The 16523-nt window shown below is 53.7% G+C and carries 15 protein-coding genes; 5 read left to right on the forward strand and 10 right to left on the reverse strand.

Annotation, left to right across the window (positions count from 1 at the left end; all coding sequences use genetic code 11):
• Positions 1-124: 124 nt before the first annotated feature.
• Positions 125-1693: a trimethylamine methyltransferase family protein gene (locus tag ACFPLB_RS08335; RefSeq protein WP_378228896.1), complete on the reverse strand. Its 1569-nt coding sequence runs from the start codon at positions 1691-1693 to the stop codon at positions 125-127.
• A 322-nt stretch (positions 1694-2015) separates the two neighbouring features.
• On the opposite strand from ACFPLB_RS08335, the gene mutL reads away from it, so the two are divergent.
• Complete coding sequence (mutL, locus tag ACFPLB_RS08340; RefSeq protein ID WP_378228897.1) at positions 2016-3815, forward strand: DNA mismatch repair endonuclease MutL; 1800 nt, start codon at positions 2016-2018, stop codon at positions 3813-3815.
• Positions 3816-3895: 80 nt separating this feature from the next.
• On the opposite strand, the gene ACFPLB_RS08345 is transcribed toward mutL, so the two are convergent.
• Positions 3896-5107 carry an FAD-dependent monooxygenase gene (locus ACFPLB_RS08345; protein ID WP_378228898.1) on the reverse strand — a complete coding sequence of 404 codons (1212 nt, stop codon included), beginning with the start codon at positions 5105-5107 and terminating at the stop codon, positions 3896-3898.
• A gap of 21 nt (positions 5108-5128) precedes the next feature.
• A complete protein-coding gene (locus ACFPLB_RS08350; protein ID WP_378228947.1) occupies positions 5129-5374 on the reverse strand; it encodes a zinc-finger domain-containing protein in 246 nt (81 codons plus the stop codon).
• 163 nt (positions 5375-5537) lie between these two features.
• On the opposite strand from ACFPLB_RS08350, the gene ACFPLB_RS08355 reads away from it, so the two are divergent.
• Positions 5538-7739, forward strand: a complete 2202-nt coding sequence (locus ACFPLB_RS08355) for an RNA degradosome polyphosphate kinase (RefSeq protein WP_378228899.1) — start codon at positions 5538-5540, stop codon at positions 7737-7739.
• Positions 7739-9250, forward strand: coding sequence for an exopolyphosphatase (ppx, locus tag ACFPLB_RS08360; protein WP_378228900.1), 1512 nt, complete (start codon positions 7739-7741; stop codon positions 9248-9250). The genes ACFPLB_RS08355 and ppx overlap by 1 nt, the downstream gene beginning before the upstream one ends.
• A gap of 71 nt (positions 9251-9321) precedes the next feature.
• Here ppx and ACFPLB_RS08365 read toward each other — a convergent pair whose 3' ends face one another.
• The 6 genes from ACFPLB_RS08365 to moaA all read right to left on the reverse strand — a co-directional run bounded on the left by ACFPLB_RS08365 (position 9322) and on the right by moaA (position 13883).
• Entirely contained in the window at positions 9322-9825 is a 504-nt protein-coding gene (locus ACFPLB_RS08365) for an Lrp/AsnC family transcriptional regulator (protein ID WP_378228901.1), read from the reverse strand.
• Positions 9826-10042: 217 nt separating this feature from the next.
• A complete protein-coding gene (locus ACFPLB_RS08370) occupies positions 10043-10861 on the reverse strand; it encodes an ABC transporter permease (protein ID WP_378228902.1) in 819 nt (272 codons plus the stop codon).
• On the reverse strand, positions 10858-11571 hold the full coding sequence (locus tag ACFPLB_RS08375) for an ABC transporter permease (RefSeq protein ID WP_378228903.1): 714 nt from the start codon (positions 11569-11571) through the stop codon (positions 10858-10860). Before ACFPLB_RS08375 ends, ACFPLB_RS08370 begins: the two co-directional genes overlap by 4 nt.
• A gap of 130 nt (positions 11572-11701) precedes the next feature.
• Positions 11702-12214 carry a molybdopterin-guanine dinucleotide biosynthesis protein B gene (gene mobB / locus ACFPLB_RS08380; protein WP_378228904.1) on the reverse strand — a complete coding sequence of 171 codons (513 nt, stop codon included), beginning with the start codon at positions 12212-12214 and terminating at the stop codon, positions 11702-11704.
• Positions 12211-12828: a molybdenum cofactor guanylyltransferase MobA gene (gene mobA, locus ACFPLB_RS08385; RefSeq protein WP_378228905.1), complete on the reverse strand. Its 618-nt coding sequence runs from the start codon at positions 12826-12828 to the stop codon at positions 12211-12213. The genes mobB and mobA overlap by 4 nt, the downstream gene beginning before the upstream one ends.
• Before the next feature lie 59 nt (positions 12829-12887).
• Positions 12888-13883, reverse strand: a complete 996-nt coding sequence (gene moaA, locus ACFPLB_RS08390; protein ID WP_378228906.1) for a GTP 3',8-cyclase MoaA — start codon at positions 13881-13883, stop codon at positions 12888-12890.
• A 179-nt stretch (positions 13884-14062) separates the two neighbouring features.
• Here moaA and ACFPLB_RS08395 point away from each other — a divergent pair, with 179 nt between their 5' ends.
• Positions 14063-14419, forward strand: coding sequence for a gamma-butyrobetaine hydroxylase family protein (locus ACFPLB_RS08395; protein ID WP_378228907.1), 357 nt, complete (start codon positions 14063-14065; stop codon positions 14417-14419).
• Positions 14416-16257 carry a L,D-transpeptidase family protein gene (locus tag ACFPLB_RS08400; RefSeq protein ID WP_378228908.1) on the forward strand — a complete coding sequence of 614 codons (1842 nt, stop codon included), beginning with the start codon at positions 14416-14418 and terminating at the stop codon, positions 16255-16257. The genes ACFPLB_RS08395 and ACFPLB_RS08400 overlap by 4 nt, the downstream gene beginning before the upstream one ends.
• Here ACFPLB_RS08400 and ACFPLB_RS08405 read toward each other — a convergent pair.
• Positions 16254-16469, reverse strand: a complete 216-nt coding sequence (locus ACFPLB_RS08405) for a DUF2842 domain-containing protein (protein ID WP_378228909.1) — start codon at positions 16467-16469, stop codon at positions 16254-16256. The two genes, ACFPLB_RS08400 and ACFPLB_RS08405, sit on opposite strands and share 4 nt — an antisense overlap.
• Between the last annotated feature and the right edge of the window lie 54 nt (positions 16470-16523).

Genomic DNA, 16523 nt, shown 5'->3' on the forward strand with positions numbered 1-16523 from the left:
TTCTTCATTCAAATTCTCCTCAGACATCTTGCCGAGAAAATTCTACTAATGAAGACCCTTAATTTCAGGAGGGATTACCGTCATCATCCTGTCCCTTATGCAAAGCTGATTTGGTCAGGCGTTTTCAATACCATGCGTCCTCCATCGCCTCCTTGCGGCGGGTCATGAAATCGCGCAGCGCCTCGTCAATGCCCTCATCAAGGGGCGGGGCCTCGTATTCATTCAGCATTTTTTTCCAACGAAGATTGGCGCGTGTCGCCGCATCTGTCGAGCCCGCAGCTTCCCATTTTTCATAAGGCTCATTGTCGGCAATGTCGGAATCCCAGAAGGCTGTTTCATAATTGGCCAGCGTATGGGCTGAGCCAAAGAAGTGATGGCCGGGGCCGACCTCACGGAAGGCCTCAAGAGCAAGCTGATTGTCGTCGATTTTCACACCATCGAGATAAGTGTGCAAGGCCCCGCAGAAATCAGCATCCATGATGAATTTTTCATAAGACATGGACAAAAGCCCGTCGAGAAAACCGGCTGAGTGCAGGATGAAATTGGCCCCGCATTGCACCGCTGCCAACATCGACATGGTGCCTTCATTCATGGCGTGCGCATCCGGCAGTTTGGAGGTGGTAAAATTGCCGGAGCAGCGCAAGGGCAGGTTGAGCCGCCTTGCAAGCTGGCCCACTACCAGTGAGCCGATTGCAGGCTCAGGCGTGCCAAAAGTTGGCGAGCCGGAGCGCAGCGACATGGACGACAGGAAGTTGCCAAAGATGACCGGAGCACCGGGGCGCTCAAGCTGGGTGAGTGCGCAGCCCGCCATGGTTTCGGCTAAGGCCTGGGCAATGGCCCCCGCATTGGTGACAGGCCCCATGGCCCCGCCCAGAATGAAGGGCACAATGACGGCTGCCTGATTGGCGCGCGCATAGGCGCGCAGGGCCAGTGTCATGGTGCCGTCCCACACCAGCGGTGAATTGACATTGACATTGCCAAGAATGACGCAGTTCTTATCGACAAAATCACGGCCGAAAAGGATGCGCGCCATTTCGATGGAATCTTCGGCCCGGTCTTCAGAGGTCACAGACCCCATGAAGGCGCGATCGGAATATTTGATATGGCTATAGACCATATCCAGATGACGCTTGTTGACCGGCACATCCACCGGCTCACAAATCGTGCCGCCTGAATGGTGCAGCCAGGGCGAGGACTGGGCAAGCTTGATGAAATTGCGAAAATCCTCAATCGTGCCATAGCGGCGGCCCTTGTCCAGATCCATGACGAAGGGCGAACCATAGGCCGGTGAAAACACGATGTTCTTGCCGCCGATCTGTACTGAGCAGGCCGGATTGCGGGCATGTTGGGTAAATTCAGCCGGTGCGGTCTTCAAGATCTCGCGCAACAGGCCAGGTTCAAATTTCACTAAAACGCCATCGACTTTTGCGCCAGCTTTTTTCCACATATTAAGGGCTGCAGGATCATCGCGAAACTCGATGCCGATTTCCGCCAGAATACGATCGGCGGTGTCCTCGATGCGAATGAGATTTTCTTCCGACAGGATGTCATAGGGGGGAATGGCGCGTGTAATATAGGGGCGACCGGCCTCCTGTGGGCCTTGCATGCGCAATTCGCGCCTTGCATGGCGTCCACCCCGTTCACGACGAGGCGCCGGGCCTGTGTTCTCGCCGGTGATTTCCGCAGTGTCCATATTCTCCTCCCGAGCCTTGGAATGTTTCTTGTTTTCATAGAAACATGATGAAACATTCTAAGCTCTTGTTTTAGCCGCATTTGTGCGACGTCAGATGATTCCATCTGACTGCAAAATGCTCTAGTATCTTGCGCGGATATCATGCTAACGCGATCTTATCATCCTGTAACGCCTGAAAAACCTGCTGCTTCGCATAATTTTAAATTATGCGAAATTTTGTGATTCCGTCAGGCCGCGCCTTCTATTTGACCCATTACTCTTGAGGGGGACGTTTTGCTTTCATCTGTTTTGTTCTGAAGGCAGAATCTGGTTAGTATGAGCCATGAGCATTCGACAATTAAGCGAGACCATCATCAACCAGATTGCCGCCGGTGAGGTGATTGAACGCCCCGCATCGGTGGTGAAGGAACTGGTGGAAAATGCGCTGGACGCCGGGGCAAAGCGTATCGAGATCGTGACCGGGGGCGGCGGCCTTAATCTCATCCGCGTGACGGATGATGGCAAGGGCATGAGTGAAAGCGAACTGCCTTTGGCAACGGGCCGCCACTGCACCTCCAAATTGACAGATGACATTCATGATATTCGCTCGCTGGGGTTTCGCGGTGAGGCGTTGCCGTCCATCGGGTCGGTGGCGCGTCTGTCGATCCGCTCACGCGCACACGACAGTGAAAATGGTGCGCTCATCGAAATCGAAGGGGGGCGTGTCATGCCGGTGCGCCCCGCACCTGCCAATCGCGGTACCAGTGTGGAGGTGCGGGATCTGTTTTTTGCCACACCCGCACGGCTGAAATTCATGAAGAGCGAACGGGCGGAAAGCTCGGCCTCCAGCGATATGATCCGCCGCATTGCCATGGCATTTCCGGCTGTGGCCTTCACCCTTTCAGGCGCTGACCGCTCAACGCTCGACCTGCCTGCGACAGACAATACGCCTGATGGTCGACTTGAGCGAACAGCACAGGTGATGGGGCGTGAATTTACCGATAACGCCATTGCTATTGATGCGATGCGCGATGGCGTGAAACTGGAGGGTTATGTTTCCATACCCTCTTACACAAGGGCCAATAGCTTGCAGCAATATGCCTATGTCAATGGCAGGCCGGTGCGTGACAAGCTGTTTTCCGGGGCCATTCGGGGGGCTTATGCAGATGTGCTGCCACGCGATCGCCATGCCGTTACCGTGCTTTTCCTGAGTGTGGACCCCGCAACCGTGGATGTGAATGTTCATCCGGCAAAGTCGGATGTGCGCTTTCGCGATCCCGGTCTGGTGCGCGGTCTGATTGTGGGGGCGATCCGGCAAGCCTTGGCGCAGGCGGGCATCCGACCGGCCACCACCGGAGCGGCTGGCATGATGGCGGCTTTCCGCCCCGCTTCCTCCCCTGAAAATATGACAGGTTTTGATCCATATCGCTCCCCGCACAGACCGCTTGATATGGGGCCACAGGGTTTTGCCGAGAGTGGGCAGGCGGTGTTTTCAGGCACACAATCAGGCAGTGCCGATATGCGCGCCAGCATCATGCAAGAGGATGATGCAGCCCTGCAAGGACTGGCGCTTGGTGTCGTGCGGGCTCAAATCCATGAAAACTATATTGTTGCCCAGACCGGGGATTCACTCATCATTGTAGACCAGCATGCCGCTCATGAAAGGCTGGTTTATGAGAAGCTGAAGGCAGCGCTTCATTCACGCCCTGTTGCCTCGCAATTATTGCTGCTGCCTGAAATTGTCGATCTGCCGCTTGATGATGCCGAGCGCCTTGCCTCTCACGCTGAAACATTTGCGCAATTTGGCTTGCGGCTGGAGCGCTTCGGGCCGGGTGCCGTTGCCGTGCGTGAAACCCCTTCCATGCTGGGCGAGGTTGATGTGCAGCAATTGGTGCGTGATCTGGCCGATGAGATTGCCGACCATGAGACGACGCAGACATTGCTTGAGCGACTTCACCAGATTGCCGCGACCATGGCCTGTCATGGCTCGGTGCGTTCGGGACGGCGTCTCAAGCCGGAAGAAATGAATGCGCTGTTGCGCCAGATGGAGGAAACGCCGGGTTCAGGCACCTGCAATCACGGCCGACCGACCTATATCGAGTTGAAACTTACCGATATTGAACGGCTTTTTGGCCGGCGTTGAATCTCAGATGCTCTAAACTCTTGTTTAGCTGCATTTATGCGACGCCGAATGATTTCATTTTGGCCATAAGCCAAAAAACCTTAAACCTGCGGCAAGCGCCAGCCATACAGCCAGTCAAGATCGGCAGCCAGGCTTTCAGGTGATTTGACGCGCAGCATAAAATTGCGGGCAAGGGCTACAGGCCCTGTGGCGTTCCACGCCAGCTTGTTCAAGGCTCCGCGTCTTGCAACCCTGGCAAGGCGCGTCTTGCGGCTTTCTTCCCATGAGGCAATTGCATTTGGCATGGTGGCAGGATTTTGAGCCAGCATCTGGGCAAGCAGGGCAGCGTCTTCTATCGCCATGGCAGCACCTTGTGCGGCAAAGGGGGTAACAGCATGAGCGGCATCGCCAATCAGCACCAGACCCGGCGCACTCCACTTTGCCGTAAAATCAACCGTATTAAGCGGCCATGGGGTCCAATGCTCTACCAGTTCTGCAAGCCTTGCAAGCTGGTTTGAGGCATGAGCAAAGGCGTCGAGCAAGACAACGGGACTGGTCACGGCAACAGCATTTTTGCCCGTGGGGGTAAAGGCGACCAGATTGATTTCCCTGCCGGCACGCAAGGGATAGGCAACCAGATGAAAGTCGCCATGCAGAAAGGCGGTTACGCAATTTATATCTGCGATCTGACAAAATGCTTTTCCGGCAGGGCTTTCGGTGCTGATGGTGGTGCGCCAGGCAATCTGCCCGCTGAACCGGTTGCTGGCGCCACCAGCGATATTTTGACGGGTTTGGGACCAGACACCATCGGCGCCGATCAATAAATGGCTTTCAATGGTTTGGCTTGCGCCGTTTTCCTCTTTAAAGCAGGCGCTGATCCTGTCATGTGCACCTGTTGAAATTTTGGAAAGGCGCATTCCTGTTGATAGTTTGATCAAGGGGGAGGCGGCAGCCTGCGTCAGCAATGCTTGCTGCAAATCTGCACGGTGGGCCACAAGATAGGGCGCGTTCCAGCGCGTTTGTGCAAATTTTCCCAGTGGCACACGGGCCAGAAGGCGCAGTGACTTTGCATCCTTGAGTTGTACGCAGTCCGGTTGCAGCGCCAGATCATGCAGATGCGGCAAAACACCAAGCTCTGCCAGAATATGTGTGGCATTGGGTGAAAGCTGAAGTCCGGCGCCAAAGGCATGTAATTGTGGAGCCTGTTCAAAAATCTTGCTGGCAATGCCTTGCCGTGCCAGGGCAACGGCCAGTGTCAGACCGGCGATCCCTGCCCCGGCAATCAGCACGGGTTTTGTGCTTACGGGCTCCATTGTTTGCTTTACATGGCCTGCTCAGGCTGCGTTCTCAACATAGGCGCATCCCTCAGGCATGGTTTGAGAAAAAGCCAGCGTTGCATTGTAGCGATAGAGCGTGGAGCAATAAGGACAAACCCTTTCATCATCCTCGCCCATATCCAGATAAATATGAGGATGATCGAAAGGCGGTTTGGAACCAACGCATTTGAATTCCTTCACACCGATCTCGATTGCCGCGTGGCCCTGTTGATTATGGAAATGGGGAATGGGGCTGCCAGCCATGCGTGTCTCCTTCAAACTGTCCTCTGCATTTGGATCATAAGCGGAATCTTTGCAAGCATATGAAATGAAACTGTCGTAAAACTCTGCCAAAGGATGCTGTATAATATACGGTTGACTGATGGTGAGGCTTGCATATTGAAAGCCTTGAGGGAAATCTGAAAACATGAATGAATTGAAGCCGAAACAGGCGCAGTTTACCACTGCCGAAATTGCCCCGGATGAAAATGGTAATCCGGACCGCTTCGTCAATCGTGAATTCTCCTGGCTGCAATTTAACCGGCGTGTGCTGGAAGAGGCGCGTAATGAACGGCATCCGCTTCTGGAACGGGTACGTTTTCTGTCGATTTCAGCGGCCAATCTTGATGAGTTCTTTATGGTGCGCGTGGCGGGGCTTGCCGGACAGGTGCGCCAGGGCATTGCACTGAAAAGCCCGGATGGTCGAACGCCTGAACAGCAGCTTGAGCAGGTTTTGCGCGAGATTGAGCGATTGCAAAATGACCAGCAGAAAGTGCTGGCTGAACTGATGAGGCTTCTTGAAAAAGAAGGTGTTGCAACGGTCAAGGTGTCAGATCTCGACCGGGATGAAAAAGCCTGGCTGGATGAGTATTTTCACGAACAGGTGTTTCCGGTTCTGACACCTTTGTCGATTGATCCGGCCCATCCCTTTCCCTTCATTCCCAATCTTGGCTTTTCCATTGCGCTTCAGTTGCATCAGATAAGACAGAGCCAAGATATGAGCGCGCTTTTGCGGCTGCCGCCGGCTCTCAAGCGTTATATCCGCCTGCCGGATCGGAAAAAGCATGTGCGCTTTTTGTTGCTGGAAGATGTGGTGGGCCTTTATATCGGCCGTCTGTTTCCCGGCTATGAAGTCAGAGGATCAGGCACGTTTCAGATTATTCGTGACAGTGACATCGAGGTTGAGGAAGAATCCGAAGATCTGGTACAACTGTTTGAAACGGCTCTCAAGCGCCGTCGGCGCGGTTCGGTCATCCGCATTGAATTTGACAGCCATATGCCGGAAAGCCTGCGCGAATTTGTAACCAGTGAACTGGGTGTCGCCAGAAATCGCGTCAGTGTCATGAACGGGCCGCTGGCGCTCAGCCAGATTTCCGAAATTGTCGGCCTGGCGCGTGATGATCTTAAATTTATCCCTTATAATCCTCGCTTTCCCGAGCGTATTCGCGAGCATGGGGGCGATTGTTTTGCAGCCATCCAGGAAAAAGACATTGTCGTTCACCACCCTTATGAATCTTTTGATGTGGTGGTACAGTTTCTGCGGCAGGCAGCCCTTGATCCTGAAGTTGTGGCAATCAAGCAAACACTTTATCGCACATCAAATGACAGCCCCATTGTACGTGCGCTGATCGATGCGGCGGAAGCGGGTAAATCTGTTACCGCGCTGGTTGAACTCAAGGCGCGTTTTGATGAAGAAGCCAATATTCGCTGGGCGCGTGATCTTGAGCGCGCCGGTGTTCAGGTGGTGTTTGGTTTTCTGGAACTGAAAACCCATGCCAAAATGTCGCTGGTGGTGCGGCGCGAAGAAGGAAAAATGCGCAATTATGTGCATCTGGGCACCGGAAATTATCACCCCATCACGGCGCGTATCTATACGGATTTGTCATTTTTCACCACAGACCCGCAGATTGCCAGCGATGTGTTGCAGGTTTTCAATTTCATCACCGGCTATGCCGAACCGGCTGAGGAAATGCAGCTTGCCATGTCTCCTTTCACGCTGCGCACTCGCATCCTGTCGCATATTGAAGATGAAGTCCGCCATGTGCGCGAAGGGGGTGTCGGCAGCATATGGATGAAGATGAACTCGCTTGTCGATCCCGTTGTTATTGATGCGCTTTATGAGGCAAGCCAGGCCGGTGTGGAAATTGATCTGATTGTGCGTGGTATTTGCTGCTTGCGACCTCAGGTGCCGGGATTGTCGGAAAATATCCGGGTCAAATCCATTGTCGGGCGTTTTCTGGAACACAGCCGCGTCTATTGTTTCGGCAATGGCCATGGACTGCCTTCTGATGAGGCAATTGTCTATATCAGTTCGGCGGACCTGATGCCGCGCAATCTGGACCGCCGGGTTGAAACCATGGTGCCGATCACCAACTCGACTGTGCATGAGCAGATTCTGGATCAGATCATGCTGGGCAATCTGGTGGACAATCAGCAGAGTTTTGAAGTATTGGTCGATGGAACGTCGCGCCGGGTGGTGCTTGAAGAAGGCGAGGAGCCGTTCAATGCGCAGGAGTATTTCATGACCAATCCCAGCCTTTCGGGACGTGGCGATGCCTTGAAATCTCATGCGCCAAAGCAGATCGCCCGGTTTCAGCGCCGCAAGAAAAGCGTTCCGACGCAAGGCTGATGATTGCTGTCTCGCAAGGCCGGCTTCAGGACAGGCGTCCGGTTTCCATCATCGACATTGGTTCCAACTCGATTCGCATCGTTGTCTATGAGGGGCTGGCGCGCGCGCCCACGGTTTTGTTCAACGAAAAAATGCTGGCTGGCCTTGGTCGCGGCATTGTTTCAACCGGCAGGCTCGATCCTGAGGCCGTTACACGGGCCATGGCGGAATTTCGCCGCTTTCGTGCGCTGTCCAATCAGGCGGGCGCTGTCCATATGCATGTGGTGGCAACCGCTGCTGCGCGTGAGGCCGAAAACGGCCCCGATTTCATTCGCCGTGCCGAAGAGGTTCTGGGCACCGAAATTCATGTATTGAGCGGCAGGCAGGAAGCGCATTATTCGGCGCTTGGCATTATTTCCAGCTTTTGTTCTCCAGACGGTATTTCCGGCGATCTGGGCGGCGGTAGTCTGGAACTGACTGATATAAAGGGTGAAAAGATCGGCGACGGCATCACCCTGCCGCTTGGTGGCTTGCGTCTTCAGGATATGGCCGGAAACGATCTGGAAGAGGCGGTAAAAATTGCGCGGCGGGAAGTGGCCAGGGCACATATGCTCAAGGCCGGGCAGGGGCGTGTCTTTTATGCCGTTGGCGGAACCTGGCGCAATCTGGCTCGCCTGTATATGGAAAAAACCGGCTATCCGCTTGATGTCATGCATCATTATGAGCCGCCAATGGAAAATATCCTGCCCTTTCTCAAACAGGTGGCAAAGGGTGATATTGAGCGCATGAAGGGCATTGAGGGCGTGTCCAAGGCGCGTCGTGCGCTTTTGCCTTATGGGGCTATCGTGCAAAAGGAAATCATCGCCGCCATGAAGCCGGCCCGCATTGTGATTTCGGCCGCAGGGGTGCGTGAAGGCTATCTGCATTCGCTTTTACTGCCATCCGAGCAGGAGGCCGATCCATTGCTGGCTGCCTGTGCAGAACTGGCGCAATTGCGCTCACGCTCATTCACCCATGCGCGGGAACTGGCTGACTGGACCGGAACCGCTTTTGAAGAATTTGGCATAGAAGAAACACCCGAAGAGGCCCGCTATCGCAGAGCCACATGCCTGCTTGCCGATATAGGCTGGCGCGCACATCCCGAATATCGGGGCACACAATCGCTTAATATCATCGCACATGCAGCACTTCTGAGCGTGGATCACCCCGGACGCGCCTATATGGCGATGACAAACATGTTTCGCCATGAAGGCCTGTATAGCAATTCAGCCGCTGGCATTCAAAAGCTGGCTGGTGAACGCTATCTTGAACGCGCACGTATTCTGGCGGGCACGATGCGGGTGGTCTATCTGTTGTCTGCAGCCATGCCGGGCATCATTCCACAATTAAAGTGGGGCAGGGGCAAGGATGGTGAACTGGCCCTTGTTTTGCCTGCAAATCTAAGCGCCTTGTATGGAGAGCGACCTGCGGCGCGCGTGACGCAACTGGGCAAGGTGCTTGGACGGCCTGTCTCCCTGGCTGTTGAGGAATAGATTTCTATCTCTTTGTTTTTACGCATGTCTTTATCTCGAAACTGGTTCCCAATTCGAGAGACAGGCTTTAATCATGCCATTTCTGACTTCATGCCAAGTGCGGTCCGGTCCACCACTTCGCGCAAGGCAAAGGAAGAGTTGATGCGGGTCACATGGGGCATGGCCGATAGCCATTCCTTGTGAATGCGCTCATAATCGGCCAGATCACGCGCCGCGATGCGCAATATATAATCATATTCACCCGACATGAGATGGCAGGACAAGACATTGGGGCAACGCTTGATCGCCGCCTCGAAGTCGGACAAGGTTTTTTCAAACTGGCCTGACAGTGAAATATGGACGATCACGGTTGTGTGGTGGCCAAGGGCTGCGTTGGACAGTCTTGCGTGATAGCCGCGAATGGCGCCGGAGCGCTCCAGATTGTCGAGCCGCCGTGAACAGGCCGATTGGGACAGGCCAACTTTTTCAGCCAAAGCCGCATTGGGAATGCGCCCGTCTTTCTGTAGCGTATCGAGAATGGCAAGGTCGATACGATCCAGATTGCTTTTACGAGAATCTTGCAATGTAATGGTCATGATTTGCAATGATTACTCTATTGATATCCCTATATGCAAGAATATTGCTCAAGCTGGGAAAATTTTAAAAAAATCTGCAGCTTTTTGGGATCAGGCTCTTTAATCTGCATGATCTTGTCCGAAAAACCTGCAACTTTTCGGGATTGGTTTTTTATTCATACGCATGATCTTGTCCAAAAAGTCTGCAACTTTTCGGGATCAGGCTGTAAAAAACAAATCAGCGTTTGAGATGGCGGGTGATGCGTCTTTCAACCCAGTCGATCGCGTGGCGCGCTGCCTCCACAATCATCAGATAGATGATGGCTGCCCACAAATAAGCCTGAAAATCAAATGTGCGCGAATAGGTCAGGCGCGTGATTCCCATCAGATCATAGACTGTTATAATGGCAACGATGGCTGATCCTTTGATCATTAAAATCAATTCATTGCCGTAAGGTCTTAAAGCAATGATCAAGGCTTGTGGGAGGATGATCTTGCGCAATGTGACCAGGCGGGAAAGCCCCAGAGATTCGGCCCCCTCCCACTGGCCCTTTGCTACGCCTTGTATCGCGCCACGCAGGATTTCAGCCTGATAGGCGGCAGTGTTCAGCGAAAATGCAAACAGCGCGCAATTGAAGGCGTCACGGAAAAAACTCCACAAACCAATGGCGTCGAGTTGCGGGCGAAAGGATCCAAAGCCGTAATAGACAAGGAATGCCTGCGCCAGCAGTGGTGTGCCGCGAAAGAAATACACATAAATATAGGCAATCCAGGAAATGATCGGGTTTTGGGACATGCGGCCATAGGCAACCGGAATTGAAATCACCGCACCGATGATGATCGAAATGACCACCAGCTTGATCGTTACCCATACGCCTGACACATAACTGGGCGCATATTTCCAGAACATGTCCGCGTTCCATGCGCCAACCATGTAGGAGGCGAGGCCGCCAAGCGCCAGCATCCATAAGAAAATCAGCGTATAGCCAATAAGGCGTTCACGTGACCAGCCGCGTGGTGGCAGCGGCGGAGGTGGCATATCCTTGACTGCACTCATCGTGAGGCCCCCTGTTTATTCAGGCGGCGTTCGATCAGGCCAATGCCGATTGACGATAAAATCGCCAGCGCAAGATAGATGAGCGTGGCAAAGCCGAAGAACAGGAAAGCCTGCTTGCTGACCCGGGCCGCAACACTGGCCTGGCGCAATATATCCGTCAGGCCGATGGCGGAAACCAGAGCCGTATCCTTCAGCAGGATCAGCCATAGATTTGCAAGGCCGGGTAAAGCTATGCGCATGAGTTGGGGCAGCACGACAAGTCGCAGGGTTTGAAATCTGGACAGGCCAATAGCGTGACCGCCCTCATACTGGCCCTGAGGGATAGCCCTGAAGGCAGACAGGAATACTTCGCTGGCATAGGAAGAAAACACGACACCAAGCGCGATCATGCCTGAAACGAAGCTGTTGACTTCAACGGTGGCGTTGGGGCTGAAAAGCCGGATGGCCTGCTGAATGCCGATCTGGGCCCCGTAAAACACCAGAAACAGTGTCAGAAGTTCCGGCAGACCGCGAAAAATAGTGGTGTAAATATCTGCAGCCAGCCTTAAGGAGCGCTCTTGCGACTGTTTTGCCACGGCAATCAGGAAGCCGATAAGCAGACCGGCTGGCAGCGTGGCCAAAGCCAGACTGACAGTAATGAAAATGCCATAGGCGATCTCATCCAGCCAGCCTTCAGATCCCCAACTCAGCAGCGACCACACGCTCTGCACTACTCCGTCTTGTTTTTCCGAACCTTGAAGCAGATTGCAATTTTTCAGTTTCGCGTCTGCGGAATCAGATCATGTCTTCAACGCATATTGTTTTTGCCTGAAAAGCAACTGCAAACCGCATTTTCAGGCGCTAACTACCCAGCTTTGTTGAAAACTCGATAAAATCGGCAAGGGCCTTGATGTCATCAATATCAAATACCGGCAAGGTTTCATCCGGTTGGGGATAATCGCAAGCCACTGCAATGATACGGGAATCACGCAATGAAAGATGGCTATGCTCGCGCGCCTCACGCCTGCGCACCTCTATTTTGAGATGCGGCTCATTTTTGTAACCTTCGACCAGTACAATGTCGCAAGGCGCCAGATGGGTGAGAATTTCGTCAAGGGCAGGCTCGGGCTTGCCCGCCAACTCGTGCATCAGCGCCCAGCGCCGGGGCGATACGATGGCGACTTCGCCGGCTCCTGCCTGCCGATGTCGAAAACTGTCCGTGCCTTGCTGGTCAATGTCAAAATCATGATGGGCATGTTTGACGGTTGAAACCGTCCATTTGCGGGCAACCAGTTCCTTGACAAGGCGCTCGACAAGGGTTGTTTTTCCTGAATTTTTCCAGCCGGTAATGCCAAAGATTCGCTGATTTTTCATGCGCGATCTTCCCGGATGAAAGGCAGGGCGGCAGCCAGATCGGCAGGCGTATTGATGTTGAAGAACGGATCAAGCCCGTTTTGGGCAGCAAATTCGACCGTAATGAATGGTTTTGCCGCAATGAAATCAAACATTTTTCTGTGACCTGCTTGCAGATAATTTCGCAATTCACCCGACAAGCCTGCTGGCCACAGGGCAAAAACAGGATGTTGACGGCCATTGGAACCGGCAAGGATGATGGTCTGAGGATTGTCAGTTTTTGCAGCAAAAAGCCGGTGAACCAGATCATGCGGCAGGAACGGCGTGTCGCTGGCGACGGTTGCCAGAAACTGATGCCGCGTTTGCGTTTCCATCCAGTCCAGCCCGGCCAGAACCCCGGCCAGAGGGCCGGGAAAATCGGGCAACGTGTCGGGCAGGATCGGCAGCCCATAGGCAGCAAAGCGGCTTGCCTTGCCATTGGCGTTCAGGGCAAGCGTGTGGACCTGTGGCTGGAGGCGGGAGATGATGTGATCGAGGATCGGCTTTTCGTCCAGTTCCAGCAAGGATTTGTCACCACCGCCCATGCGGCTTGACAGGCCGCCAGCGACAATCAGCCCGGCAATGGTATGGTGCATATGTCCTCTCTCATATGCTCTTTAAAAAATAAAAAATTCAAAAAATTCAAAAAATCACATCAGCCGCCGGTTACACTCATATGGCGCGAGACGGAGGGACGGTTGGTGAGTCTGTCGATGATAAAGTCATGCCCCTTGGGCTTGCGTGCGATAGCCTCATCAATGGCTTTTGACAGCAATTCATCGCCTTCGGAGGCGCGTAAAGGCGCGCGCAGGTCGGCAGCATCTTCCTGCCCCAGACACATATAAAGCGTTCCGGTGCAGGTCAGGCGCACGCGATTGCAGCTTTCGCAGAAATTATGGGTCATCGGCGTGATAAAACCCAGACGCCCGCCGGTTTCCGCTATTTCGACATAGCGGGCAGGGCCGCCGGTCTTATAAGGAATGTCGGTCAGCGTAAATTGCCGCTCAAGCTGCGAGCGCAACAGGGAAAGCGGCAGATATTGGTCGGTGCGGTCTGTGTCGATCTCGCCCATAGGCATGGTCTCGATCACCGTCATGTCCATGCCTTGCCCATGCGCCCAGCGCAGCATGTCGGGAATTTCCTGATCATTGAAGCCGCGCAGCGCCACCGCATTGATCTTGATTTTAAGACCGGCAGTCAAAGCTGCATCAATACCGGCTAAAACCTTGTCGAGATGGCCCCAGCGCGTGATGGCATGGAACTTTTCAGGATCAAGCGTATCAAGCGAGACATTGATACGGCGCACGCCAGCATCAGCCAGTTCCTGAGCAAAACGCTGAAGCTGCGAGCCATTGGTGGTCAGCGTCAGTTCTTCCAGCGCACCGCTTTTCAGATGACGCGACAGTTCATGCACCAGATGCATGATGTTTTTGCGAACCAGCGGCTCGCCACCTGTAAGGCGTAATTTGCGCACACCCTTGTTGATGAAGGCGGTGCAGAGGCGATCCAGCTCCTCCAGCGAAAGCAGGTCTTTTCTGGGTAGAAAGGTCATGTTTTCCGCCATGCAGTAAACACAACGAAAGTCGCATCGATCGGTTACCGAAACCCGTAAATAAGTGATGGCGCGACCGAAGGGGTCGATCATATCCATTGCGAATTCCCTATTCGCCGAACAGTCCGGCTTTTTAAACTTATACGCACTCTATATCATTATGTGATGTGAAGCGTGCCCTTGTTCAAGACGAATTGCCGCTCTTGTGCGGCATGGCTATCCCACGCGCGCCGCATATGCTGTATGATCATGATGGACGTAAATGACAGGATGACGCCATGACATCGCCCAGCGAATTGCGCGTTTCAAAAGATCGCAAGCTGTTGACTGTCACTTTTCCCGGTCAGGCGCCGATTGATCTGACGGCAGAAATGCTGCGTGTGCTCTCACCCTCGGCTGAAGTGCAGGGGCATTCAGCCGAGCAACGCATAACCGTGCCGGGCAAGCGTGACGTGACCATCATGAAGATCGACCCGGTCGGCAATTACGCGGTGCGCATTGCCTTTGACGATTTTCATGATACCGGAATTTTTACCTGGGTTTATTTACGTCAGCTTGGGGCGGAAAAGGAAACGCTCTGGCAAGCCTATCTGGATGAATTGGCGCAGCAGGGGAAAAGCCGGGACAGAAGATGACATCATTGAAAAATGCCGCGCAGTTAACATCCGTTTTCTTTCTGGCAGGCGGGCTTGCGTTGAGCGCTCAGCCAGCAAGCGCCCAAAATCTTATGGACATATTGTTTGGTGGCTCAACCAGGAAAAATTTTGCGCCTCGGGGCGAGTTTCCACCACCGCCCAAGCCAAAAGTGGCGGCTCCAATCAAGAAGATTTCAGCACCCAGCTATAACACCTACAAGCCGGACAGTCTTACGCGCGTTGATTTTACAAGCCTGATGGCGCAGCCGCAAAATGCTGCCTTTACAGCGCTAGAACAGCAGGGTGCTTTTCAAAAATCGCTGGCCGGGCTGGACAGTTTTCAGCTTCTGGCCGAGCCGGAAATTGCGGAAGCGCTGATAAAATATTATCTGGCCCGTCCTGAATTCATCTGGGTTGAGAACGGTGCTGTAGCTGCCAAGGCCGGGCAGGCCATGGCTGTATTGGCGCAAGCCTCCAGCCATGGATTTTTGCCTGCCGATTATCTGGTGGAAAGACCGGATACAGGGCAGGGTGCAACAGTTGATGATCTGATCCGTTTTGAAATGGCTTTATCGGCACGGGTGCTGCGTTATGTGCGCGATGCACGGCAGGGCCGTATCCGCCCGAATAAAATTTCTGCCTATTATGATTTTCCAAAAAAGCCGATCAACCTGACCGGCGTACTGGATATTCTGGCACATACCGGACAGGTCAGCGCCTATCTGGAATCGCGCCATCCGCAAAATGCAGAATATGAGGCTTTGCGCGCTGAGCTTGGCGCTCTGGAGACGCAGGCTGAAAACGATATTGTCATAGACCCCAAATTGCTGTTGAAGCCGGGGCAATCCAGCCCCGAACTGCCAAAATTGCTGACGCTTATTCAGCGCGATCTTGATGATGCGCTACGCACGAGCCATGGCGAGGTCTTGCTGCGCCTTTCGCAAAGCGAGATCTATGAGCCTGATCTGGTGCCTCTTATTAAAGATGTGCAGGAAAAATCCGGTCTCAACCCCGATGGTGTGATTGGGCCGCGCACAATTGCTGTATTGGCTGGTGAAACGAAGGCCGCCAGATTGGAAAAACTGCGCATTGCCATGGAGCAGCTCCGCTGGTTGCCGTCTGACCTTGGCAGTCCTCGTGTTTTCATCAACCAACCGGCTTTTACCGCAAGCTATATTGAAGGCGGTGAGGAAAAACTGAAAACACGCACCGTCATTGGCAGTGTCAGCAATCAGACCAGTTTCTTTTATGACGAGATCAAGCAGGTGGACTACAACCCTTACTGGGGCGTGCCGCAATCCATCATTGTCAATGAAATGCTGCCAAGGCTGCATAAGGATCCGGGTTATCTCGACCGGGCCGGATATGAAGTGACCGATTCCAAAGGCAAGCGCATTGCGTCCTCCTCGATCAACTGGGCGCAATATAGCGGCAGGGTGCCGTTTAATGTGCGTCAGACGCCGAGCGAGGCCAATGCGCTGGGCGAATTAAAAATCCTGTTTCCGAATAAACATGCCATTTACATGCATGACACGCCGCAAAAAGCCTATTTCCAGCGTGATGTGCGGGCTTTAAGCCATGGCTGTGTGCGTTTGCAGGACCCGCGCGGCATGGCGGCAGCCGTGCTGGGCACCAGTATTGATCATGTGGCGGACAAAATCGCGAAAGGCCATTCCACCGAAAAAGTGACGCGCCGGGTTCCGGTCTATGTGGCCTATTTCACCGCCTGGCCGGATATGGCGGGCACAATAGAGTATTTTGGCGATATCTATCGGCGTGACGAGCGCCTGCAACAGGCAATCGCAGCAACCGAAGCGGTGCGTTCGCCTGCGAGTTAGCTATTCTTCTTTGGTTCACCGACCATCCATTTGATGATCAGCATGGCGGGCAAAATCCAGATCAGCCCGCCAATCAGGAAAAACAGCAATTGGGTGATCGGGCCGGATTGCGAAAGCTGGGCGACAGCAATCAGCGTGGCCAGAATGGAATAGACCACGACAAGCAGCACCAGCAGGATCGTTCCGATCAGTTTTTTAAGACGCACCGGCATGTTTTATCCCTTTTCTGTTCCCGAATAGGGCCTGAGCGCGGTGGGCGCAAGCCT

Origin of the sequence: Aquamicrobium segne (assembly GCF_042656785.1) — a bacterium.
Classification (GTDB): Bacteria; Pseudomonadota; Alphaproteobacteria; order Rhizobiales; family Rhizobiaceae; genus Mesorhizobium; species Mesorhizobium segne.